The sequence below is a fragment of the Streptomyces sp. NPDC107517 genome (genome assembly GCF_055582645.1).
Map to the genome: position 1 here is coordinate 402,697 of NZ_JBVJPM010000004.1, position 23,431 is coordinate 426,127.

General features: G+C 71.5%; 19 protein-coding genes. 12 read left to right on the forward strand and 7 right to left on the reverse strand.

Annotated elements, in window-relative coordinates; all coding sequences use genetic code 11:
• Nucleotides 1-127 precede the first annotated feature (127 nt).
• The 4 genes from ACZ67T_RS12675 to ACZ67T_RS12690 all read left to right on the forward strand — a co-directional run bounded on the left by ACZ67T_RS12675 (nucleotide 128) and on the right by ACZ67T_RS12690 (nucleotide 3,844).
• Nucleotides 128-1,681, forward strand: a complete 1,554-nt coding sequence (locus ACZ67T_RS12675) for a flavin-containing monooxygenase (RefSeq protein WP_469983553.1) — start codon at nucleotides 128-130, stop codon at nucleotides 1,679-1,681.
• Nucleotides 1,678-2,631, forward strand: a complete 954-nt coding sequence (locus ACZ67T_RS12680) for an alpha/beta fold hydrolase (protein WP_469983554.1) — start codon at nucleotides 1,678-1,680, stop codon at nucleotides 2,629-2,631. Before ACZ67T_RS12675 ends, ACZ67T_RS12680 begins: the two co-directional genes overlap by 4 nt.
• Nucleotides 2,628-3,503: an SDR family oxidoreductase gene (locus tag ACZ67T_RS12685; RefSeq protein ID WP_469983555.1), complete on the forward strand. Its 876-nt coding sequence runs from the start codon at nucleotides 2,628-2,630 to the stop codon at nucleotides 3,501-3,503. The genes ACZ67T_RS12680 and ACZ67T_RS12685 overlap by 4 nt, the downstream gene beginning before the upstream one ends.
• Before the next feature lie 134 nt (nucleotides 3,504-3,637).
• On the forward strand, nucleotides 3,638-3,844 hold the full coding sequence (locus ACZ67T_RS12690; protein WP_469983556.1) for a hypothetical protein: 207 nt from the start codon (nucleotides 3,638-3,640) through the stop codon (nucleotides 3,842-3,844).
• 136 nt (nucleotides 3,845-3,980) lie between these two features.
• Here ACZ67T_RS12690 and ACZ67T_RS12695 read toward each other — a convergent pair whose 3' ends face one another.
• The gene (locus ACZ67T_RS12695) at nucleotides 3,981-7,262 is read right to left on the reverse strand and encodes a S41 family peptidase (protein ID WP_469983557.1); all 3,282 of its coding nucleotides are present in this window, start codon (nucleotides 7,260-7,262) and stop codon (nucleotides 3,981-3,983) included.
• 175 nt (nucleotides 7,263-7,437) lie between these two features.
• On the opposite strand from ACZ67T_RS12695, the gene ACZ67T_RS12700 reads away from it, so the two are divergent.
• Together ACZ67T_RS12700 and ACZ67T_RS12705 are read left to right on the forward strand one after the other, a co-directional pair.
• Nucleotides 7,438-8,028: a TetR/AcrR family transcriptional regulator gene (locus tag ACZ67T_RS12700; protein WP_469983558.1), complete on the forward strand. Its 591-nt coding sequence runs from the start codon at nucleotides 7,438-7,440 to the stop codon at nucleotides 8,026-8,028.
• A gap of 106 nt (nucleotides 8,029-8,134) precedes the next feature.
• Nucleotides 8,135-10,342 (forward strand): MMPL family transporter, encoded by a 2,208-nt coding sequence (locus ACZ67T_RS12705; protein WP_469983559.1) that lies wholly within the window; start codon nucleotides 8,135-8,137, stop codon nucleotides 10,340-10,342.
• A 36-nt stretch (nucleotides 10,343-10,378) separates the two neighbouring features.
• On the opposite strand, the gene ACZ67T_RS12710 is transcribed toward ACZ67T_RS12705, so the two are convergent.
• Entirely contained in the window at nucleotides 10,379-10,708 is a 330-nt protein-coding gene (locus ACZ67T_RS12710; RefSeq protein WP_469983560.1) for an SsgA family sporulation/cell division regulator, read from the reverse strand.
• 201 nt (nucleotides 10,709-10,909) lie between these two features.
• Between ACZ67T_RS12710 and ACZ67T_RS12715 the strand changes: the two genes are divergently transcribed.
• Genes ACZ67T_RS12715 through ACZ67T_RS12735 form a run of 5 tightly spaced genes read left to right on the forward strand, consistent with a single transcriptional unit; the run spans nucleotide 10,910 to nucleotide 15,515 of the window.
• Nucleotides 10,910-11,962, forward strand: coding sequence for an energy-coupling factor ABC transporter permease (locus tag ACZ67T_RS12715; RefSeq protein WP_469983561.1), 1,053 nt, complete (start codon nucleotides 10,910-10,912; stop codon nucleotides 11,960-11,962).
• Nucleotide 11,963: 1 nt separating this feature from the next.
• The gene (cbiQ, locus tag ACZ67T_RS12720; protein ID WP_383881395.1) at nucleotides 11,964-12,725 is read left to right on the forward strand and encodes a cobalt ECF transporter T component CbiQ; all 762 of its coding nucleotides are present in this window, start codon (nucleotides 11,964-11,966) and stop codon (nucleotides 12,723-12,725) included.
• Nucleotides 12,713-13,489: an energy-coupling factor ABC transporter ATP-binding protein gene (locus ACZ67T_RS12725; protein ID WP_469983562.1), complete on the forward strand. Its 777-nt coding sequence runs from the start codon at nucleotides 12,713-12,715 to the stop codon at nucleotides 13,487-13,489. The genes cbiQ and ACZ67T_RS12725 overlap by 13 nt, the downstream gene beginning before the upstream one ends.
• A gap of 51 nt (nucleotides 13,490-13,540) precedes the next feature.
• Entirely contained in the window at nucleotides 13,541-14,701 is a 1,161-nt protein-coding gene (locus tag ACZ67T_RS12730) for a serine hydrolase domain-containing protein (protein WP_469983563.1), read from the forward strand.
• Nucleotides 14,702-14,741: 40 nt separating this feature from the next.
• On the forward strand, nucleotides 14,742-15,515 hold the full coding sequence (locus tag ACZ67T_RS12735) for an SDR family NAD(P)-dependent oxidoreductase (RefSeq protein WP_469983564.1): 774 nt from the start codon (nucleotides 14,742-14,744) through the stop codon (nucleotides 15,513-15,515).
• Between the two features lie 8 nt (nucleotides 15,516-15,523).
• On the opposite strand, the gene ACZ67T_RS12740 is transcribed toward ACZ67T_RS12735, so the two are convergent.
• From ACZ67T_RS12740 to ACZ67T_RS12760, 5 genes are all read right to left on the reverse strand, one after another.
• Nucleotides 15,524-16,378: an EamA family transporter gene (locus ACZ67T_RS12740; RefSeq protein ID WP_469983565.1), complete on the reverse strand. Its 855-nt coding sequence runs from the start codon at nucleotides 16,376-16,378 to the stop codon at nucleotides 15,524-15,526.
• Nucleotides 16,375-16,926, reverse strand: a complete 552-nt coding sequence (locus ACZ67T_RS12745; protein ID WP_469983566.1) for a YbaK/EbsC family protein — start codon at nucleotides 16,924-16,926, stop codon at nucleotides 16,375-16,377. Before ACZ67T_RS12745 ends, ACZ67T_RS12740 begins: the two co-directional genes overlap by 4 nt.
• A 68-nt stretch (nucleotides 16,927-16,994) precedes the next feature.
• The gene (locus tag ACZ67T_RS12750) at nucleotides 16,995-18,659 is read right to left on the reverse strand and encodes a penicillin-binding transpeptidase domain-containing protein (protein WP_469983567.1); all 1,665 of its coding nucleotides are present in this window, start codon (nucleotides 18,657-18,659) and stop codon (nucleotides 16,995-16,997) included.
• 92 nt (nucleotides 18,660-18,751) lie between these two features.
• The gene (locus ACZ67T_RS12755; RefSeq protein ID WP_469983568.1) at nucleotides 18,752-20,389 is read right to left on the reverse strand and encodes a penicillin-binding transpeptidase domain-containing protein; all 1,638 of its coding nucleotides are present in this window, start codon (nucleotides 20,387-20,389) and stop codon (nucleotides 18,752-18,754) included.
• Between the two features lie 129 nt (nucleotides 20,390-20,518).
• Nucleotides 20,519-22,282 (reverse strand): dolichyl-phosphate-mannose--protein mannosyltransferase, encoded by a 1,764-nt coding sequence (locus tag ACZ67T_RS12760; RefSeq protein ID WP_469983570.1) that lies wholly within the window; start codon nucleotides 22,280-22,282, stop codon nucleotides 20,519-20,521.
• 86 nt (nucleotides 22,283-22,368) lie between these two features.
• On the opposite strand from ACZ67T_RS12760, the gene rsmI reads away from it, so the two are divergent.
• Nucleotides 22,369-23,265: a 16S rRNA (cytidine(1402)-2'-O)-methyltransferase gene (gene rsmI, locus ACZ67T_RS12765; protein WP_469983572.1), complete on the forward strand. Its 897-nt coding sequence runs from the start codon at nucleotides 22,369-22,371 to the stop codon at nucleotides 23,263-23,265.
• Nucleotides 23,266-23,431 lie beyond the last annotated feature (166 nt).

Genomic DNA, 23,431 nt, shown 5'->3' on the forward strand with positions numbered 1-23,431 from the left:
AGAACCCTATGTTGTACCGCCGGTAACTTTCGTGGCCCCGACCCCTACCCATCAGTACGCACCTGCTCTACGCTCCCCATTGCGCCAGTGTTCACTGGCAGAGTCGTGCGGCCAGGGAGGCGCCGGGATGACTGAGCACGAGCATGAGCACGTACGGGTGGCGGTGATCGGGTCCGGGTTCGGCGGGCTCGGGGCCGCGGTCCGGCTGCGGCGCGAAGGCGTCACCGACTTCGTGATCCTGGAGCGGGCGGACGCCGTCGGCGGCACGTGGCGCGACAACAGCTACCCGGGGTGCGCGTGCGACGTGCCCTCCCACCTGTACTCCTTCTCCTTCGCGCCCAACCCCGACTGGCCGCGCACCTTCTCCGGCCAGGAGCACATCCGTCAGTATCTGGAGCGCGTCGCCGACACCTTCCGGCTGCGCCCGCACATCCGCTTCGACCACGAGGTGAAGCAGGCGCGCTGGGACACCGAGAAGCTGTGGTGGGTGGTCGAGACCTCGCAGGGGACGCTCACCGCGGACATCGTCATCTCGGCGGCCGGCCCGCTGTCCGACCCGAAGATGCCGGACATCAAGGGCCTCGACGCCTTCCCCGGCAAGGTCTTCCACTCCGCGCGCTGGGACCACGACTACGACCTGCGCGGCAAGCGCGTCGCCGTGATCGGCACCGGCGCCTCCGCCATCCAGATCGTGCCGGCCATCCAGCGGGACGTGGCGAAGCTGACGCTGTTCCAGCGCACCCCGCCGTGGGTCATGCCGCGCGCCGACCGTGCCATCACCGGCGCCGAGCGCTGGCTGCACCGCCGGCTGCCGTTGACCACGCAGGCTCGCCGCGGACTGCTGTGGGGCATCCGCGAGCTCCAGGTGCAGGCGTTCACGAAGCGGCCCAACGAGCTGGGCCTGGTCGAGCAGCTGGCCAAGCGCAACCTCCACCGGTCCGTCAAGGACCCGGCCCTGCGCGCCAAGCTCACCCCGAACTACCGCATCGGCTGCAAGCGCATCCTGCTGTCCAACGCCTACTACCCGGCCCTCGCGCAGCCGAATGTCGACGTCGTGGCCTCCGGGCTCAGCGAGATCCGCGGCTCCACGCTGGTCGCCACCGACGGCAGCGAGGTCGAGGTCGACGCGATCGTCTTCAGCACCGGCTTCCACGTCACGGACATGCCGATCGCCGACCGGGTCGTGGGCGCCGGGGGGAACACGCTCATGGAGTCCTGGAAGGAGGGCATCAAGGTGCTGCGCGGCGCGACGGCGGCCGGGTTCCCGAACTTCATGACCGTCATCGGGCCCAACACCGGCCTCGGGAACTCCTCGATGATCCTGATGATCGAGTCCCAGCTGAACTATCTCGCCGACTACGTACGCCAGTTGGACGTGCTCGGCGGCCGCGTCGCGCTCGACCCGCGTGTGTCTGCCGTGAACGCGTGGAACCGCCGGGTGCAGGACCGGATGGAGCGCACGGTGTGGAGCTCCGGCGGCTGCAGCAGCTGGTACCTCGACCAGAACGGTGTGAACACCACGCTGTGGCCGGGCACGACGACCGAGTTCCGGTCCGCCACGCGCCGGGTCGACCTCGGCGAGTACGAGGTGGTCAGGGCGCCGGCGGCCAAACCGGCCGCGGCACCCGCGGCACGTACGAAGAAGGGCCGGGGCGGCAAGGTGGAGGCGGGAGCGGCATGAGCAGGCTGATGCATGTGGTGAGCGGTCCCTACGCGCCGCCGGCGGCCGCGCGTGAGCTGACGGCGGTCTCCGCCGACGGCGCCCGGCTGCACGTCGAGGTGCACGGAACCGTCGACAATGCCGCGGCGCCCACGGTGGTGCTCGCCCACGGGTGGACGTGCTCGACCGCGTTCTGGGCCGCGCAGATACGTTCCCTTGCCGCCGACCACCGGGTCGTCGCCTACGACCAGCGCGGCCACGGTCGCAGTCCGGCGGCGCAGGCCCCCTACTCGACACAGATGCTCGCCGACGACCTGGAGGCCGTGCTCGGCGCGACGCTCGCGCCGGGTGAGAAGGCCGTGCTCGCCGGGCACTCCATGGGCGGCATGACGATGATGGCCGCCTCGCGGCGGCCGAAGTTCCGTGAGCACGCGGCCGCGGTCCTGCTGTGCAGCACGGGCAGTTCGCAGCTGGTGGCCGAGTCGACCGTGCTGCCGCTGCGGCCCGGGCGGCTGCGGACCCGGATCACGACGGCCGTGCTCGGCGCGAGGGCGCCGCTCGGGCCCGTCACGCCGCTCGGCAAGAAGGTCCTGCGCTACGCGACCATGGGCCCGGGGTCGTCGCGGGACAAGGTCGAGGCCTGCGCCCGCATCGTGCACGCCTGCCCCACCAAGGTGCGCCACCACTGGTCGCACGTCCTCGCCGAGCTCGAACTCGACGAGGGAGTGGCCGAGCTGCGGGTGCCGACGGCGGTCATCGCGGGTACGGCCGACCGGCTCACCCCCGTCGTGCACGCACGTCGTCTGGCGGCGACGCTGCCGGAGTGCGTGGGGCTCACCGAACTCACCGGTCTCGGGCACATGACGCCCGTCGAAGCGCCCGACCTGGTCACGGAGCGCATCCGTGAACTGGCCGGGTATGTCACGAACGACGAGACGAACGACGGGTTGAAGGGAGCGGCATCCGCATGAGCAGGGTCAGTCTCGAAGGACAGGTAGCGGTCGTCACGGGTGCCGCGCGCGGCGTGGGCGAGCTGCTCGCGCGCAAGCTGGCGGCGCGCGGCGCCAAGATCGCGCTGGTCGGCCTGGAGCCGGACGAGCTGAAGGCGGTGTCCGAACGCCTGGACACCGACAGCGACTTCTGGCACGCAGACGTCACCGACCATGTGGTGATGGCGCAGGTCGCCGAGGAGGTCAAGCAGCGTTTCGGCAAGGTCGACATCGTCGTCGCGAACGCGGGCGTCGCCAACGGCGGTCCGTTCCTCGACTCCGACCCGGTCGCCTGGCGCCGCGTCATCGAGGTCAACCTGATCGGATCCGCGGTCACGGCGCGGGCGTTCCTGCCGGTACTCATGGAGAGCCGCGGGTATCTGCTCCAGATCGCGTCGCTCGCCGCGATCACGCCGGCGCCCATGATGACCGCGTACTGCGCGTCGAAGTCCGGCGTCGAGGCGTACGCGCACAGCCTGCGCGCCGAGGTCGGCTACAAGGGCGTACGGGTCGGGGTCGGTTACCTGTCGTGGACCGACACCGACATGGTGCGCGGCGCCGACCAGGACGACGTGATGCGCGAGCTGCGGCAGCGGCTGCCGTGGCCGTCGAACAAGACGTATCCGCTGGGCCCGGCCGTGGACCGGATCGTCGCGGGCATCGAGCGGCGGTCCTCGCACGTGTACGCGCAGTGGTGGCTGCGGGGCATGCAGGGCATCCGCGGCTATCTGCCCGGGGTCATCGGGGCGGTCGGGCAGCGCGAGATGCGGCGGTTCGAGCCGCGCCTGAAGAGCGTCTCGACGGGGCTCGTCGGGGCGGGGGGCGCCGCCGACGAGTCCGCACGGGGGCGCTGACGCTTTCTGTGCGGCGCTGACCTGCGGTTTTTGGGGTCGGACACGGTCCGTGACTGATCGAAATGCGCGCTCTGTCCTGGCATGTGAATCTGGTCGAGGCCCGACCCCCTCACCCAAAAACGGGAGTGAATCGCATGGGCATGAAGGACCAGTTCCAGGACAAGGCAGAGCAGCTCGCCAACCAGGCCAAGAAGCGTTCCGGTCAAGGCAGGGACCAGGCGAGCGAGCGCACGTCGCACATCCAGGACGACATGCGACGTGAGCGTGGCTCGCAGTCCGAGGACTCCGAGCGGCGGCGGCAGGAAGCGCAGGACAGGTTCGACCAGGACTATGACGCCTGACGCTTCGGCTCACTGAGCCAGTCGGACGAGGGTCACCCGGGACGCCGGGGGGCCCTCGTCTTCTGTGCGTGGGCGGGGGCCTGCCGCCCACAGCCGCCCATCGCTGTCAGCAGCTGATGGCGCGCGTTGGTCGGGGTCAGCGCGGCGGGAGTTCGGGGCGGGCGTGGTTCGGCGTGTTCGTGTAGTCCGGGGGAGTCTTCGCCGGGCCGGCGACCAGGAGGTCCAGGGCCAGATAGACCGCGTCGTCGAGTTGGGCGTGGCGGCCCTCCGCCCAGTCCAGGGGGGTGCGCAGGGCCTCGATGTCCGGTTCGACGCCCTTGTTCTCGATCGACCAGCCGTACTCGGGGAACCAGGCCGCGTTCATCGGCACCGTGATGACCGTGCCGTCGCCGAGTGTGTGGCGGCCCGTCATGCCGACGACACCGCCCCAGGTGCGCTGGCCCACGACCGGGCCGAGCCCGAGGAGCTTGAACGCCGCGGTGATCATGTCGCCGTCGGACGAGGTGGCCTCGTCGGCCAGGGCGACGACCGGACCGCGCGGGGCGTTCGACGCGTACGAGACGGGCTGGGCGTTGCGCGTCAGGTCCCAGCCGAGGATCTTGCGGGTGAGCTTCTCGATGACCAGCTCGCTGATGTGGCCGCCCGCGTTGCCGCGCACGTCGACGATCAGGGCCGGCCGGGAGACCTCCATGCGCACGTCGCGGTTGAACTGCGCCCAGCCTGAGCCGCCCATGTCGGGGATGTGCAGGTAGCCGCACTTGCCGCCGCTCAGTTCCCGTACGACCGCGCGGCGCTTGGCGACCCAGTCCTGGTAGCGCAGCGGACGTTCGTCGATGAGGGGGACGACGGCGACGCGACGGGGGCGGCCCTCGCCCTCCGCGGGACGGAACGTCAGCTCGACCGTCGTGCCGCCCGAACCCGCGAGCAGCGGGAAGGGGCCGGCCACCGGGTCGACCGGGCGCCCGTCGACATGCGTGAGGACGGCGCCCTCGCGGATGCCGCTGCCGGCGAGGGGGGAGCGTGCCTTGGAGTCCGACGAGTCGCCGGGCAGGATGCGGACGAGCTGCCAGCCCTCGTCGCGGTGCACGAAGTTGGCGCCGAGGAGGCCCTGGGCGCGCTGGTAGTGGGGCGGGCCCTCGTTGCGGCGGGCGGCGGCGACGTAGGCGTGCGAGGTGCAGAGTTCGCCGAGCACCTCGCGCAGCAGGTCGGCGAACTCGTCGGGGGACGCGACCCGTTCGACGAGCGGCCGGTACTGGGCGAGGATCGCGTCCCAGTCGATGTGGCACATCTTCGGGTCCCAGTAGTAGGCGCGGATGATGCGCCCGGCCTCCTCGTACGCGCCGCGCCATTCGGCGGCCGGGTCCACCTCGTGCAGGATGCGGCGCAGGTCGATCCAGACCGTGGAGTCGCTGTCGCCGGTCTCCGTGGAGGGGACGGCCCGCAGTTCGCCCTCGTCGACGACGACCAGGCGTGACCCGTCGCCGCTGACCGCGAACGAGTCGAGGTGGGTGACGAGTTCGGTCTTCTTGCCCTTGGTGAGGTTGAAGTGCTCCAGGGTGGGGCGGCCCGAGGTGTCGGCCGGGTTGACGAAGGTCTCGCCGAGCGCGCCGGAGATCGGCCAGCGCAGCCAGACGAGGCCGCCGCCCGAGACGGGATGGAGCGCCGAGTACTTGGAGGCGGAGACCGGGAAGGGCACGACGCGGCTCGCCAGGCCCTCGATCTCCACGGACGGCGCGCCGTCGGCCACCGAGTCCTCCGTCGGGTCGAGCCCGCCCGCGGCCGTGCGCCCGTGGGGCGACAGGGCGAACGGGGAGGGCGTCGCGGACGACAGCGGCACCAGGTACGGGCGGCAGCCGAGCGGGAAGGACAGGTCGCCGGTGTGCACGTCGTACACCGGGTCGAAGCCGCGCCAGGAGAGGAAGGCGAGATAGCGGCCGTCGCGCGTGAACACCGGGTTCTCGTCCTCGAAGCGGCCGTTGGTGACGTCGATGATCGTCCGGTCCTTGATCCGGGCCATCTTGATCTGCCGCAGGGAGCGCCCGATACCCGGGTGGGACCAGGTGAGCCAGGCGCCGTCCGGCGAGAACGCCAGGTCGCGCACGGGTCCGTTGATCGACCGGATCAGCTCGGTGACCTCGCCGGCCTGTTCCGCCGCTCCTTCTGTTCCTTCCGCTCCTTCCTCCTCCTCGACCGTGTCGATGAGGAGGAGGCGGCCGTCGTCCGACGCGACGGCGAGGCGCTCGCCGTCCGGGTCGCTGACCATTTCGAGGACCCGTCCGAGCTCCCCGGACGCGAGGCGGCGCGGCTCGCGTTCACCGCTCGCGCGCGGCAGGTACGAGATCTCGATCGCGTCGTCGCCCTCCGCGTCGGTGACGTACGCGACCTGCCCGCCGGAGCCGAGCATCTCGGGCTGCCTGACCCGCACGCCCGGGGTGTCCGCGATGGTCCGGGCGGGGCCGTCGCGGTGGGTGAGCCAGTACAGGCTGCCGCGGACGACGACGGCGCTGGCCCGGCCCGTCTCGTCGACGGAGAGCCCGTCGACGTGATGGGCGGCCGGCACCTGGTAGGGGCGGCGCCCGACGCGCGGGCCGCCGAGGCGCACGTCCAGCTTGCGCGGCACGGAGCCGGCGGAGAGGTCGTCGATGATCCAGAGGTCGCCGGCGCACTGGTAGACGATCCGGGTCCCGTCGCTGGAGGCGTTGCGGGCGTAGAACGCGTCGTGGTCGGAGTGGCGGCGCAGGTCGGAGCCGTCGGGCAGGCAGGAGTACACATTGCCGATGCCCTGGTGGTCGGAGAGGAACGCGATGCGTCCCGCCACGAACATCGGTGCCTCCAGATGCCCGTCCAGGTCGGCGACGAGCTGCTCGCCGTGCAGCCACAGGCGGCCCTGGGCGCCGCCCCGGTACCGCTTCCAGGAGGCCGGCTCGTGCGGGGGAGTGCCGGTCAGGAGCAGGGTCCTGCGCTCGCCGTCGATCTCGGCGACCGCGATGTCGGAGACGGGGCCCCAGGGCAGCCTCCCGCCGGGGGAGCCGTCGGTGGGAACGTCGTAGGCCCAGGTGAAGTACGAGAAGGGCTGGCCGTGCGAGGCCACCGCGAGGATGACGGTCCGCCCGTCCTTGTCGGGCGGTGTCCACCCGCGGACCTGGGTGTCCGTGCTGCCCCAGTAGGTGAGGCGCCGGGCGGGTCCGCCCTCCACCGGCGCAAGGTGGATCTCGGGGTCCAGGCTGCGCCAGGTCGTGTACGCGATGTGGCGGCCGTCCGGCGAGAACCGTGGGCTGCTCACCTTGGTCCGGTCGACCGTGACCCGCCAGGCCCGGCCCGGCCGGTCGAGCGGGGCGACCCAGAGGTCGTCCTCGGTCTCGAAGCAGAGCCGGTCCTCGTGCAGATGGGGAAACCGCAGGTACGCGTTGTCGCTCACCCACCCATGCTTTTCCGCTCAACGGCCCCCGGCAACTTGTGGTTCGCCCGCTTGCGGATGCGGCTTGTGGCGCAGGACACGTACGAAACGGTTTCGTTTCGTTAAGTGAGGTCGTACAGTAATTCTGTACGAAACGGTTTCGTACGCACTGTCTGGACCGGAACAGGAGTGACTCATGGCTGAAGCCGCGGCGACGCGCCGCAGCCGGATCACGCCCGAGCGCGAGGCCGAGCTGTACGGCGCCGTGCTCGAACTGCTCCGCGAGGTCGGTTACGACGCCCTGACCATGGACGCCGTGGCCGCCCGCACCCGGTCGAGCAAGGCCACGCTCTACCGCCAGTGGGGCAGCAAGGCCGAGCTGGTCGTGAAAGCGCTGCGGCACCAGAAGCCGTCGCGTCTGAGCGAGATCGACACCGGGTCGCTGCGGGGCGACTTCCATGAACTGGTCCTCCGTGAGGACGACTGCGAGATGGCCCAGGGATCCGCGCTGATGCGGGGCCTGGCCATGGCGGTCCACGAGAACCCGGATCTCCTGCGCGCCTTCCGCGAGCTGCTGATCGAGCCCGAGATGGAGGAGCTCCGGCATGTGCTGCGGCGCGCCGTCGACCGGGGCGAGATCCGTGCGGACAACCCGGCGCTCGACTACGTCCTGCACATGATCGTCGGTGCCTTCATGGCCCGGACCCTCATCGACGAACAGCCGCCCACCCAGGCCTTCGTCGCCTCCTACATCGACGCCGTGGTCCTCCCCGCTCTCGGCGCCTGACCCCTTCTCCACCCAAGACCCGTCACACCCGAGCACCTGACGCGACCGCTCACGTCGTCGGGCTGATCACCCCTGCCCCCATACGACTGACCGGGAGTACGCCCTCGTGGCCACGTTCCTCTACAAACTCGGCAAGCTCGCCTTCCGCCGCAGGCACTTCGTCGCCCTGATCTGGGTGGCGCTGCTCACCCTCGCGGGGGTGGGCGCCGCCTCCGCGCCCACGGCGGCGTCCAGTTCCTTCTCCATTCCGGGGACGGAGGCCCAGAAGGCCTTCGACCTGCTCGACCAGCGCTTCCCGGGCTCCAGCGCCGACGGCGCCACCGCACGTGTCGTCTTCCAGGCGCCCGACGGCGAGAAGATCACGTCCGCGGCCAACAAGGCCGAGGTCAGCAAGACCGTCGCGGAGCTCGGGTCCGGTTCGAAGGAGGTCGCCGCGGCGGCCGACCCGTTCGTCGCGAAGACCGTCAGCAAGGACGGCACGATCGCGTACTCCTCGGTCTCCTACAAGGTCTCCTCGATGGAGCTGAAGGACGCCGACCGCGACGCGCTCCAGAAGACCGTCGACGAGGCGCGCGACTCCGGGCTGACCGTCGAGGTCGGCGGTGACGCGCTGCAGGCCATGCCGGAGACCGGGGCCACCGAGATCATCGGTGTGGCGATCGCCGCCGTCGTCCTCGTGATCACCTTCGGCTCGCTCGTCGCGGCCGGGCTCCCGCTGCTCACCGCGCTGATCGGTGTCGGCATCGGCGTCTCGTCGATCACCGCGCTGGCCAACGCGCTCGACCTGGGTACCACCACCTCGACGCTGGCCATGATGATCGGCCTCGCGGTCGGCATCGACTACGCGCTGTTCATCGTCTCGCGCTTCCGCGCCGAGCTGGCCGAGGGCCGCGACCGCGAGGAGGCGGCCGGACGGGCCGTCGGCACCGCGGGTTCCGCCGTGGTCTTCGCCGGTCTGACCGTCGTCATCGCGCTGGTCGGGCTCGCCGTCGTCAACATCCCGATGCTGACGAAGATGGGCATCGCCGCCGCCGGCACGGTCGCCATCGCCGTCCTCATCGCGCTCACCCTCATCCCGGCGCTGCTCGGCTACGCCGGCAAGCGGGTCCACGGCCGCAAGGCCCGCAAGGCCCAGGCCGCCGAGAAGAAGCCCGAGCCGAAGACGAACATGGGCACCCGCTGGGCGAGCTTCGTGCTGCGCCGGCCGGTGGCCGTGCTGCTGACCGCGGTGGTCGGGCTCGGCGTGATGGCCGTGCCGGTGTCCTCGCTGGAGCTGGGCCTGCCCGACGACGGGGTCCAGCCCACGGACACCACGCAGCGCAAGGCGTACGACCTGCTCTCCGAGGGCTTCGGGCCCGGCTTCAACGGTCCGCTGGTGGCGGTCGTCGACGTGAAACACTCGCAGGACCCGAAGGACGCGGTCGCCCGCGTCTCCAAGGACATCGCGGCGACCGACGGGGTCAAGACGGTCACCCCGGCCGCGTTCAACCAGGCCGGTGACACGGCGACGATCACCGTCGTGCCGTCGTCCAAGCCCAGCTCCACGCAGACCGAGGACGTCGTCCACACGATCCGCGACAAGGGCGCGGACATCAAGGCGGACACCCGCGCCGAGGTCCTGGTCACCGGCACCACGGCCATGAACATCGACGTGTCGCAGAAGCTGAACGACGCGCTCGTGCCGTACCTGGCGCTCGTCGTGGGCCTCGCGTTCCTGCTCCTGATGGTGGTCTTCCGGTCGGTCCTGGTTCCGCTGAAGGCGGCGCTCGGCTTCCTGCTCTCGGTGGTCGCCGCGCTCGGCGCCGTCGTCGCGGTCTACCAGTGGGGCTGGCTCGGCTCGCTGTTCGGCGTGGAGCAGACCGGGCCGATCATGTCGATGATGCCGATCTTCATGGTGGGTGTGGTCTTCGGCCTCGCGATGGACTACGAGGTCTTCCTCGTGACCCGCATGCGGGAGGCGTACGTCCACGGGGAGCGGCCCGCGCAGGCCATCGTGACCGGCTTCAAGCACGGGGCCCGGGTGGTCACGGCCGCGGCCGTGATCATGATCGCCGTCTTCGCGGGCTTCATCGGCTCCAGCGAGCAGATGGTCAAGATGATCGGCTTCGGGCTCGCGATCGCGGTCTTCTTCGACGCGTTCCTGGTGCGCATGACGATCGTGCCGGCCGTCCTCGCGCTGCTCGGCAAGCGGGCGTGGTGGCTGCCGAAGTGGCTCGACCGGATCCTGCCGAACGTGGACGTCGAGGGCGAGGGCCTGAAGACGGTCTCCGGCGACGACTCCGCGGAGGAGGACCGGGAGCTGGTCCGCGCGTGACCGGGTACCGGCATTGACCGGTTGTCCGACCGGCTCTCAGTGAGCCACCGGGGTGGCGGCCGTGTACGTCCGGCGAAGGAAGCGCACCAGCGCCTTCTTCTCGAACTGCACGACCGCCACCCCTTTCGGCGAGTGGAACTCCATGACGGCCTGGACGCGGCCGCACGGCCAGATGTGGACGTCGCCCACGGTGGTCGGGGCGCGCAGCCCCTGCTCCAGGAGTTCTCGGGGGAAGGTCCAGTCACCCTTCTCGGGGACGGTGAGGTGGACGCGTCCGTCGTAGCTCAGGACTGCCGGGACGGCCGGCGCCTCCTCTGGGGAGTCCGTGACGAGGTGGGCGGGTGCGTACTGCTCGACGTCAGACATCGGGGACTCCTCGTCGTCTTGTCCGTGCTGTCATCTAATGTCCCATATAAGTCATATGTGCGGCTATGTGTCCGGGGGTTGCCGCTGGGTTAATTGTGTCTCCGGCGCTCTTGCAAGCAGTTCGCAACAAGGCACTATCATCGGACGGTCGCCTGTCCCCCTCGCGAACCTGTCGCGTGCCCCGAAGCGGAGCTTTCACCCATGCATGTCCCCGACGGATTCATCAACGCCCCCGTCTCGGCGGCCGCAGGTGTCGTCGCCGCGGGCGCCGTGGCCGTCAGCCTGAAAGGCGCGCGGCGCGAACTCGACGAGCGGACGGCCCCCCTCGCGGGCCTCGTCGCCGCGTTCATCTTCGCCGTGCAGATGCTGAACTTCCCCGTCGCGGCGGGCACCAGCGGCCACCTCCTGGGCGGCGCACTGGCCGCGATCCTCGTCGGCCCCTACACCGGCGTCCTCTGTGTGTCCGTGGTGCTCCTGATGCAGGGCGTGCTCTTCGCCGACGGCGGCCTGACCGCGCTCGGCGTGAACGTCACCGACATGGCGATCACCACGACCGTCGTCGCCTACCTCGTCTTCCGCGGCCTGGTGAAGGTGCTGCCCCGGGGGCGCCGCTCCATCACCGTCGCCTCCTTCGTCGCGGCGCTCCTGTCCGTACCGGCCGCGGCCGTCGTCTTCACCCTGATCTACGCGATCGGCGGCACCACCGACGTCTCGATCGGCAAGGTCGCCACCGCGATGGTCGGCGTGCACGTCCTCATCGGCATCGGCGAGGCCGTCATCACCGCGCTGACCGTCGGCGCCGTCGTCGCCGTCCGCCCCGACCTCGTGTACGGCGCCCGCGGCCTGCACCGGCCGCTCAAGCTCCGCGTCGGCGGCGAACTCGTCGACGCCCCGGACACCGCGCCCGCGCCCGTCGCCGCCCGCGGCTCCCACCGCAAGGTCTGGATCACCGGCCTCGTCACCTCCCTCGTCCTCGCCGGCTTCGTCTCCTTCTACGCCTCCGCCAGCCCGGACGGCCTGGAGAAGGTCGCCCACGACAAGGGCATCGACCAGAAGACCGAGAAGCACGCCTCCGACGGCTCCCCGCTCGCCGGGTACGGCGTCAAGGACGTCGGCGACGCCCGGCTCTCCGGCGGCCTGGCCGGCGTGATCGGCGTCGGCGTCACCGTCGTCGCGGGCAGCGGCGTCTTCTGGGCGCTGCGCAGGCGCCGCACCGCCGACACCTCCCCGAGCCGGAGCACGGAGACCGCCTGACATGGGGGCGGGGCACGCGCACAAGCTCTACCGGCACGGGCACTCGCCCGTGCACGGCCTGCCGCCGCACACCAAGCTCGCCGCCGTCTTCTGCTTCGTGATCGTGGTCGTCTCCACGCCCCGCGAGGCGATGTGGGCGTTCGCGCTGTACGCGGTGCTGCTCGCGGCCGTCGCGTACGCGGCCAGGGTCCCGGCCGCCTTCCTCCTCAAGCGGCTCCTCATCGAGATCCCGTTCGTCGCCTTCGCCGTCCTCATGCCGTTCGTGGCGCAGGGCGAGCGAGTCGACGTCCTCGGGATGTCCCTCAGCGTCAACGGCCTGTGGGGCGCCTGGAACGTCCTCGCCAAGGGCACCCTCGGCGTCGCCGCGTCCGTCCTGCTCGCCTCCACGACGGAGCTGCGCGAGCTGCTCCTCGGCCTGCAGCGGCTCAAGCTGCCGCCGCTGCTCGTCCAGATCGCGTCGTTCATGATCCGCTACGGCGATGTGATCACCGACGAGATGCGCCGCATGAAGATCGCCCGGGAGTCGCGCGGCTTCGAGGCGAGCGGCGTGAGGCACTGGGGCGTCCTCGCCAAGTCCGCGGGCGCCCTCTTCATCCGCTCCTACGAGCGCGGCGAGCGCGTGCATCTGGCCATGGTCAGCCGCGGGTACGCCGGATCGATGCCGGTCATCGACGACGTGAGCGCGTCCCGCACGCAGTGGTCGTACGCCCTCACCCTCCCCTGTGCCGCTCTTGTCGTCTGTCTGCTGGGATGGCTGCTGTGACTGTTTCCCCCGCCCCGCTCTCTCCCGTCTCGCTCGAGGTCGGTGGTCTCGCCTACGCCTACCCCGACGGGCACCAGGCCCTCTTCGGCGTCGACCTGACCATCGGCCGCGGTGAGCGCGTCGCCCTGCTCGGGCCCAACGGCGCGGGCAAGACGACCCTCGTGCTGCATCTCAACGGCATCCTCACCGGAGGCGCCGGCACCGTGACCGTCGCCGGTCTGCCCGTCGGCAAGCAGCACATGGCCGAGATCCGGCGCAAGGTCGGCATCGTCTTCCAGGACCCCGACGACCAGCTCTTCATGCCGACCGTCCGCGAGGACGTGGCCTTCGGGCCCGCGGCCGCCGGGGTGAAGGGGCCCGAACTCGAGGCCCGCGTGCACAGGGCCCTCGCCCAGGTCGGCATGGCCGGCTTCGCCGACCGGCCGCCGCACCACCTCTCCTTCGGGCAGCGCCGCCGCGTCGCGGTCGCCACCGTCCTCGTCATGGAGCCCGAGATCCTCGTCCTGGACGAGCCCTCGTCGAACCTCGACCCGGCCTCGCGCCGCGAACTCGCCGACATCCTGCGGTCGCTGGACGTCACCGTCCTGATGGTCACGCACGACCTGCCGTACGCGCTCGAACTCTGCCCGCGCTCGGTGATCCTCAGCGAGGGCGTGATCGCGGCCGACGGGACGACCGGCGACCTCCTCGCCGACGAGGACCTCATGCGCGCACACCGCCTGGAGCTCCCCTTCGGCTTCGACCCGAAGTCAGTGAAGGTCTGAGGGCCCAGGAATCCTCAGCGATCCATGGCTGTTGCACCCGGTGTGAGTGACATGAACGGCACAGTGGCCACCGGGTTCGAACCGGTCAGGGACGCCTTCGCGCACAACTTCGACGCGCTCGGCGAGCGCGGCGCGGGCGTGGTCGTCTACCGCGACGGACACAAGGTCGTCGACCTGTGGGCCGGCACCCGCGACGTGAGCGGCGGCGCCCCCTGGGAGCGCGGCACCGCCCAGATCATGCGCTCCGCCACGAAGGGCGTGGCCGCCGCCGCGCTGCTCCTGCTGCACCAGCGGGGAGAGCTCGACCTGGACGCGCCGGTCGGCGCCCACTGGCCCGAGTTCAAGGAGCACGGCAAGGAGCACGTCCTCGTCCGTGACGTCCTCGCGCACCGCGCCGGGGTGCCCGCGCTGGACCGCCCGCTGACCCCCGCCGAGGCCGCCGATCCCGACACCGGCGCCGCGGCCGTCGCCGGCCAGGCCCCCGCCTGGGAACCCGGCACCGACCACGGCTATCACGCGCAGACCTACAGCTGGCTCACCGGCGAACTCGTGCGCCGCGTCACCGGCCGCACCGTCGGCGCCTGGATCGCCGAGCACATAGCCGCCCCCGTCGGCGCCGACCTGTGGGTCGGCCTGCCCGCGGCCGAGGCGCACCGCGCCGGTCTCATCGGCCCCGTCGAACCCCCGGCAGCGTCCGGCGGCGGCCTGCGCACCCGCCCCAGGCGGAACGTCGCCGACGCGTACGCCGACCCCGGCTCCCTCACCCGCCGCGCCTTCGGCGCCATCGCCCCCGCGCCCGACGAGAACGACCCGGCCTACCGCGCCGCCGAGCTGCCCGCCTCGAACGGCGTCGGCACGGCGGAGGGACTCGCCCGCTTCTACGCGGCCCTGATCGGCGAAGTCGACGGCGGCACCCGCCTGTTCACGCCGGACACGGCTCACGCCGCCCGCACGGAGGCGTCCTCGGGCGCCGACCGCGTGCTCGTCGTCCCGACCCGCTTCGGACTCGGTTACATGCTCCACGGCGTCGCCTCCCCTCTCCTCGGCCCCGGCTCCTTCGGCCACCCCGGACGGGGCGGCCCGCTCGGCTTCGCGGACCCCGAGTCCGGGATCGCCTTCGGGTACGTCACGAACGGCATGCAGAAGGGCGTCACCGCCGACCCGCGCGCCCAGGCACTGGTGCGGGCCGTGCGCGCCTCGCTCGCCGGATGACCGCAGTGTGCCCCGGACGCGCGCCGGGTAGCGTCGGCCCATGAGGCGCTTCGAGGGGTACGGGGTCATGATCACCGGCGCGGCGCGCGGCATCGGCGCCGCCACCGCGCACAGGTTCGCCGCCGAGGGGGCGCAGGTCGCCGTCACCGACGTGGATCCGCAGGCGGCGGAGAAGACGGCCGCCGGAATCCGTGAACACGGCGGCGCGGCAAGGGCGTTCACCTGCGACGTCGGGTCGCGCGAATCGGTGGAGGCGGCGGTCGCGGCCGCCGTCGCGGAGTTCGGGAGCCTCGACGTCCTCGTCAACAACGCCTACGCGTGCACCCCGGACGCCGCCCGCTTCGAGGACGAGCCGGACGACGTGTGGGCCCGCGACCTCGACATCACGCTCACCGGCGCGTACCGCTGCTGCCGTGCGGCGCTGCCCCACCTGGTGGCGTCGGGCCGCGGCGCGATCGTGAGCATCGGATCCGTCAACGGCCTTCAGGACTACGGCAATCACGCCTACAGCGCCGCGAAGGCGGGCCTCGGCTCGCTCACCCGCACCCTCGCCGGCCACGCGGGCCCGCGCGGCGTCCGCGTCAACCTCGTCGCGCCGGGCACGGTGCGCACCCCCGCCTGGTCGGGCCGGGGCGCCGCCCTGGACGCCGTCAGCGGCCTCTACCCGCTGGGGCGGGTCGGCGAGCCGGAGGACATCGCGGCGGCCGTCACCTTCCTCGCCTCGCCGGACGCGGCATGGATCACCGGGGTCACCCTCCCGGTCGACGGCGGCCTGACCTCGGCGAGCCTGGGCTTCCGCGCTCAGCTCCAGTGACGCGCCGCTCAGCCCGTGGTGTGCAGCATCAGCCCGATCCCCGCCACCATCAGCCCCGCCGCCACCATCCGCGGCGTGCCGAAGCGCTCCTTGAAGAACACCGTCCCGATCGCCGCGCCCACGATGATCGACGACTCGCGCAGCGCCGAGATCGGGGCGAGGTCCGCCCGCGTCTGCGCCCACAGCACGAGCCCGTACGCGGACACGGACAGCACCGCGCCGACCAGCCCGACCGCCGCGAACGGCCGCAGGCGCGCGGTCAGTTCGCCGCGCCACGTCCAGGCCGCGTACACCGGGACGCCGAGGCAGCCGAGCATCATCAGCCACGCGATGTAGCCGAGCGAGTTCCCGGAGGCGCGCACGCCGAGGCCGTCCACCACGGTGTACGCGGCGATGGACACGCCCGTCGCGACCGCCGCCCCCACGGCCGCCCAGTCGGGCCTGCGCCCCGAGCCCCGGATGCCCCACAGAGCGAGCCCGGTCAGGCCCGCGCACGAGACCGCGACGCCCGCCGCCTGCCAGCCGTCGGGGATCTCGCCCGCGAACACCGCCGCGAGCACCGTCACCACGAGCGGCGCCGTGCCGCGCGCGATCGGGTACGCCTGGCCGAAGTCGCCGAGCTTGAACGACCGCATGAGCAGGGCGTAGTAGGCGACGTGGAGGAGCGCGGAGAGGATCAGATACGGCCAGGACGCGGCGTGCGGGAACGGCACGAACGGCGCGCACACGAGCCCGATCAGCGCGCCGCCGCCCGAGATCAGCGTGAAGCCGACCAGCTTGTCCGTGATGTGGTGGGCGATCGCGTTCCAGCTGGCGTGCATGACGGCCGCCAGGAGCACGGCCGCCGCGACCAGTGGCGTCACTGAGCGCTCTCGCGCACGTCCACGAGGGCCGCTCCGGCGTGTGCGATCAGCGACTTGGGGTCCATGGGGAACACGGCGTACGGGGTGCCGGCGGCGGCCCACACGGTGTCGTGGTCCAGGAGCGAGCGGTCGGCGAGGACGCGGGTCCTGGTGAGGTGTCCGAAGGGCGGGATGCCGCCGATCGCGTATCCGGTCGTCGCGCGCACGACGTCCGCCTTGGCGCGGGTGACCTTCTCGGCGCCCAGCTCGCGCCGGACCAGCTCCACGTCCACCCGCGACGAACCGTCCATCAGGACGAGTACCGGCACCCCTCCCCCAAGCTCTCGACTGCGGTCGAGCAGGGGGGACCCCCATGCCGCGAAGATCAGCGACTTGCAGATCTGGCTGAGTTCGCAGCCGATCGCGGCGGCCGCCTCCTGCGCGGTCCTGGTCGCCTCCGGGAAGCGCCGGACGAGCGGGAGTACGTCGGCCAGGCCCAGCCCCGCGAGGGCTTCGGCGAAACGGGGGTGCGCGGCGGTGGCGGATGCAGCGGATTCCGAGGTGCTCATGGCCGCACCGTAGCGCTCCGTGTACCCGCCACGCGACCAGGTATCGGTCCCGCCGTCAGCGCCCGCCGTCAGTCCCCCGCGAGCAGCATCTGCCGCACCACGGGACCCGCCGAGTCACCGCCGTGGCCGCCCTGCTGGACGACCGCCGCCGAGGCCAGGTCGCCGCGCCAGGCCGTGAACCAGCCGTTCGGCTTCTTCTGCCCGTCGACCTCCGCCGAACCGGTCTTCGCTCCCATGTCGGTGCCGAGCCCCGACATCGGCTCGACCGCCGTACCGGCGACCGCCGTGTAGTGCAGCAGGTCGCGCAGGGCGCTCACGGTCGACGGCGACAGCTTGCGGGAGGCCGTGGCGAGCGTGCGGTGGTCCACCTCGGGCGAGACGAGGTAGGGCTGCTTGAACTCGCCCGTCTTGGCGGTGGCGACGACCGACGCCATGTTGAGCGGGTTCATCCGCACCCCGCCCTGCCCGATCAGCGAGGCCGCCATCTGCGCCTGCGACTGCACCGGGACCGCGCCGTCGAAGCTGGGCACACCGATCGACCAGTTGTCGCGGCCGAGCCCGAAGACCTCCTGCGCCTGCTTCGTCAGGTCGCCGTCGTCCAGCTTCTTGGCCTGGCTGATGAAGGCGGTGTTGCACGAGCGCGCGAAGCTGGCGCGGAACGTGCCGTCCTTGATCTCGAACTTGTCGTCGTTCTGGAACTTCCAGCCGCCGTACGTCACGTACTTGGGGCACGGGTGCTTCTTGTCGACGCCCGCGAGGTGCTTCTCCAGGAGCATCGACGACGTCACGATCTTCATCGTGGAGCCGGGCGCGAGGGAGCCCTGGAAGGCCGTGTTGAAGCCCTCGGGACGGGAGTTGGCGACCGCGAGGATCTCTCCGGTCGACGGCTTGATGACGACGACCGAGGCTTTCTCCCGCTTGGCGACCTCGCGTTCGGCGACGGCCTGCGACGTCGGGCTGATCGTCGTGCGCAGCGTGCCGGGCGTGCCCTCGGAGAGCGTGACGAGCGTCTTGTCGGGCGTGTGCTCGCTCTCCTTGCCGCTGTCCTTGTGCACGACGCGCAGCTCGATGCCCGCCGTGCCGCCGGCCTTCTTGCCGTACTTCTCGCGCAGCCCGTCGATGACGGTGCCGAGCGAGGGGTACTTGGCCGCGGTCAGCTCGTTCCCGGAGCGGTCCGTCGCCTTGATCGGCGGGTCACCGGCCGCGCCCGTGACGAGCCGGTCACCGTCCTTGAGGTCCGGGTGCACGACGGACGCCTGCCATCCGACGAGCGGCTTGCCGTCCTTCACCCGCCGTACGACGGTCAGTTCGGAGCCGTAGGCGAACGGCTTCGACTTCCCTTCGTAGGAGACCGTCGCCGACACCGCGAACGGCATCTTCGCCCCGGCGCGCTTCCCGGGCGTCAGCTTCACCCCGGACAGATGGGCGTCCTTGCCGTACGAGGTGAGGGCGGCCGTCGCCGCGGTGGCGTCGTCCGTGGCGGCCGCCGCCTTCGCGGTGTCGCCCGCGGCCCACGCGGTCAGGAACCGGTCGGCCGCGGTGCGGACCTCGGCCGGGGTGACGGGGCCCGTCTTGACGTGGGGCTTGTCGTCGGCGGTGGTCGATGGGTCCGAGTCGCCGGTGAAGAGGGCGTAGGCGCTGACTCCGGCGCCGAGCACCACGACGGCGACCACGCCGCCGATCACGGCCGCGTTCGCCTTCTTGCGCTCGGGTCGCCTGCCTCTGCTGCCCACCGGTCCTCCGTCGTTGCCTTGTCCGCGCGGTCCACTGGGTTACTCACGGACGGCTCAGACTAAGGCGTCCGGGTAAATGCTCCCGACGCGCCTCAGCTACCCGCCCGTAGCACCGCCGCCACGATCGGGCCCGCGGCGTCGCCGCCGTGGCCGCCCTCCTCGGTGACCGCGGCCGCCGCGACGTCCCCGCGGTAGCCGGTGAACCAGCTGTTCGACTTGGTCTGGCCGGTGACCTCCGCGGAGCCGGTCTTGGCGCCGATGTCGGGGCCGAGACCCGCCATGACCTGCGCGGCGGTTCCGATCGTCGCGGTGCGGCGCATCATCTGCTGCAGCTGCGCGGCGGTGTTGGGGGCGAGGCCGCGGGCGGTGGCGAGTTCCCGGTCGTCGAGGGAGCGCGGCACGATCACGGGCTGCCGGAAGACGCCGGTCTTCGCGGTCGCCGTGACGGACGCCATGTTCAGCGGGTTCATCTGGACCTGGCCCTGTCCGATGGCGTTGGCCGCGCGGTCGGGGCCGCCGGACGGCGGGATCTTGCCGTCCGCCGACGCGATGCCGGTCTTCCAGTTGTCCTGGCCCAGACCGAAGCGGTCCTGCGCCTCCCGGGTCAACGACTCGTCCGTCAGCGGCTTTTCGTCGATGAGCTTCACGAACGCCGTGTTGCAGGACCGCGCGAAGCTGTCCGCGAGGTTGGCGCCCTCGTTGGCCTTCATGCCCGGAAGGTTGTGGAAGGTCTGGCTCTGCCAGGTCGCGGTGTCCGGGCAGGGCGCGGGGCTGTTGACCGAGGCGACACCGTTGTCGATGAGCATCGCCGCGGTGATGACCTTCATCGTGGAGCCGGGGGCCTGCTCGCCCTGGAAGGCGGCATTGAAGCCGTCCTGGCGGTGGTTGGCGACCGCGAGGACCTGGCCCGTGCTCGGCTGCACGGCCACCACGGACGACTCGTCGAAGCTCTTCACGGCCTTCTCCGCCGCCGCCTGCGCTCTCGCGCTGAGCGTCGTGTGCAGCTCGCCGGCCTTGCCCTTCACGAGCGTGAGCAGCGTCTTGGTCCCGGCGTCCTCGCTCTCGCGCTGGATGTACGTCTCCACACCCGCGCGGCCGCCGGCCGTGTCGCCGTACTTCTCGCGCAGCTGGTCCAGGATCGGCCCGAGCGAGGGGTACTTCTCCTTCGTCAGGACGGCGCCCGACCGGTCCACGGCCTCGATGGGCGGCGCCGAGGCCTCGCCGGTGACGAGGGTGTCGCCCCTGCGCATGTCCGGATGCACGACGGCCGCCTGCCAGTCGACCAGCGCCCGGCCGGTGTTGAGGCCCCGTACGACCGTGAGCGAGGAGTCGTAGGCGAGGGTCTTCTTCTTCCCCTCGTACGACACCGTGGCCTTCACCTTGAACGGCACCTCGGCCCCCGAGGGCGCCCCCGCCGTCAGCGTGGTCTGCGTGATGTGCGCGTCGTCGTGCCAGCCGGTCAGCGCCGTGAGCGCGGACTCCGCGTTGTTCGTGTACGTCGACGCGGTGTCCGGGTCGGACTTCGCCCACGCCGCGAGGAACTTCTGCGACACGTCCTTGATCTCGTCCGCCGTCGGCGGCCCGGTCCTGCGCGGCGAGGGTGCCCCCGCCGTACTCGATCCGCCCGAATCGGTCACGGCCGTCACCACGTTGTACGCGCCGTATCCCGCGCCCCCGACCATGATGGCGAACACCCCGCCGATCACAGCCGCCTTGGCCCCCTTGCGCATGCTGCGTCCCCTCCCCAGGTTCCGGTGGGAACTTTAGGCGGCAGCCGTGCCCGGTGTGACGAGAGTGCACAGATGTTGTCCGAACTTTTCCGAACGGAGACCGCTTGCGCGGGGTCGGGTCGTCCGAGGTCAGACCCAGGAGTCCAGCCACATCCGGGACTGCCAGGAGTGGAACGGGATCGCCTGGCCGGTGTAGATCGGCCAGAAGTAGACGAAATTCCACACGATCAGCAGAACGAGCACACCCGCACCCGCCGCGCCCACGACTCTGCGCCGCTCCCCGGAGCCCGGTGGCCCGAGGATCGCGCCGACCAGCATCGCGACGGCGAGACAGAGGAAGGGCACGAAGACGACCGCGTAGAAGAAGAAGATCGTGCGTTCCTGGTAGTTGAACCAGGGAAGATAGCCCGCGGCGACGGCGCACGCGATGGCTCCCGCCCGCCAGTCGCGGCGGAAGAACCAGCGCCACAGCAGATACAGCACGGCGAACGCCGCCGCCCACCACAGCAGCGGGGTGCCGAGCGCGAGGACCTCGCGGGCGCACTTGTCGCCCGCGTCGGCCGGGCAGCCGTCCTTGCCGGGCATCGGGGACTCGTAGAAGTACGAGACCGGCCTACCGTCGACGAGCCAGCTCCACGGGTTCGACTGGTAGATGTGCGGGGAGCTGAGCCCCACGTTGAACTTGTAGACCTCGTGCTCGTAGTGCCACAGGCTGCGCACCCAGTCGGGGAACAGCCAGGTCCAGGAGCCGCCCCGGCCGTCGGTCGCCGCCCAGTTGCGGAAGTAGCCGCCGGTCCCGTCGGCAGGAGAAAGGATCCAGCCGAGCCAGGACAGGACGTAGGTGCCGACCGCGACCGGCACCGTCGACAGGAACGCCCAGCCGAGGTCCCGCTTGAGCACGGTGACGTACGGCCGGCGGGCCCCGGCGACGCGGCGCGCGCCGACGTCCCACAGGACGGTGAGGATGCCGAACGCGGCCACATAGATGAAGCCGTTCCACTTCGTGCCGGCGGCGAGACCCAGGCACAGGCCGGCCAGCAGCCGCCACGGGCGCGGGCCGAGGCGCAGCGTCTCGGCGATGTGCGCGTCGGGGCGTGGCACGCCGTCCTCACCCCTCGGGAGCGCGGCAGCGAGCTTCCCGCGCGCCTTGTCGCGGTCCACGACCAGGCAGCCGAACGCGGCGACGACGAAGAACACGAGGACCGAGTCGAGGAGCGCCGTGCGGCTCATGACGAACGCGAGGCCGTCCACGGCGAGCAGCAGACCGGCCAGGCAGCCGAGGAACGTCGAGCGGAACAGCCGCCGCCCGATGCGGCACACCAGCAGCACGCACAGCGTGCCGAGCACCGCCGTCATGAACCGCCAGCCGAACGGGTTGAATCCGAACAGCCACTCACCGATCCCGATGACGTACTTGCCGACCGGCGGATGCACGACGTACGCGGCGTCGTGCGGGATCGGCACGTGGCCGTCGCTCTTGAGGATCAGGTCGTTGGCGTTCTTGTCCCAGTTGACCTCGAAGCCGCGGTGGATCAGCGCCCACGCGTCCTTCGCGTAGTACGTCTCGTCGAATATCACGGCCTTCGGGCTGCCGAGATGCCAGAACCGCATCAGGCCCGCGACCAGCGTCACGAGCAGCGGACCGAGCCAGCCCGACCAGCGCGTCAGGCCCCGCGCCACACCGTCGGAGAGGCCGAGCGTCGCCCACAGCCGCGACGACGGCGGCGCGTACGGCGGCACGAGCCGCGTGCCCACGTCGCCTCTGGGCCGCGCCACGTGCCCGAACCGCCGCAGCCGGCGCTCCCACGTCGACGGCTGCCGCCCCTCGCCGGGGTTCTGGCCCGGCGGGGCGCTGGTCGAGGGCGAGTGCGGCGAGGACGCAGTACTGGTCACCGCGCCATCGTAGGGAACGTCCTTGTGCGAGTCCCGTGAGCGGCCCGACCGAGTCGGCCGGTCCCCGCCCCTGCGAGGATGGATCCGTGACATCAAGCCCAGAATCCCCCGGAACGCTCGTGCTCGCGGGCACGCCCATCGGAGACGTGTCGGACGCGCCGCCCCGGCTCAGCACGGAGCTGGCCGCCGCCGACGTCATCGCCGCCGAGGACACCCGCAGGCTGCGCCGCCTGACGCAGGCGCTCGGGGTGACCCCGGGCGGGCGCGTCGTGTCGTACTTCGAGGGGAACGAGTCCGCCCGCACGCCCGAGCTGGTCGAGGCGCTCGTGGGCGGGGCCCGGGTGCTGCTCGTGACCGACGCGGGGATGCCGTCCGTGTCCGACCCCGGGTACCGGCTCGTCGCGGCCGCCGTCGAGCGGGACATCAAGGTCACCGCCGTGCCGGGTCCCTCCGCCGTGCTCACCGCTCTCGCGCTGTCCGGGCTGCCCGTCGACCGGTTCTGCTTCGAGGGTTTCCTGCCCCGCAAGGCCGGCGAGCGCATGGGCCGGCTGAAGGAAGTGGCGCAGGAGCGCCGCACCCTCGTCTATTTCGAGGCCCCGCACCGCCTCGACGACACGCTCGCCGCGATGGCGGAGGCATTCGGCGCCGACCGCAGGGCGGCCGTGTGCCGCGAGCTCACCAAGACGTACGAGGAAGTGAAGCGGGGCCCGCTCGGGGAACTCGCGAAATGGGCCGAGGAAGGCGTACGCGGCGAAATCACCGTCGTCGTCGAGGGCGCCCCGGAGAAGGGCGCGGAGTCCCTCGACGCCTCCGAGCTGGTACGCAGGGTGCAGGTGCGCGAGGAGGCGGGGGAGCGGCGCAAGGAAGCGATCGCCGCCGTGGCCGCCGAAGCGGGGCTGCCCAAGCGTGAGGTCTTCGATGCGGTGGTGGCGGCAAAGAATGCCGCTCGGGGCGCCCCATCGGAGGGCAAAGGACTATCGTGAAAAGCAAAGCGCAGGCCGCGCATCGGGCCTCTTCCGATAAGGAAAGGCCAAATCGGATCCAATAGTCGACAGGCCTGATGCGATCGCGCCGGGAGAAGCGTCCACTGGTTGAAGGGACGCACCCGTCCCACGCTTCAGGGTGGATGTAATGCCCCGCCCGGAGGTG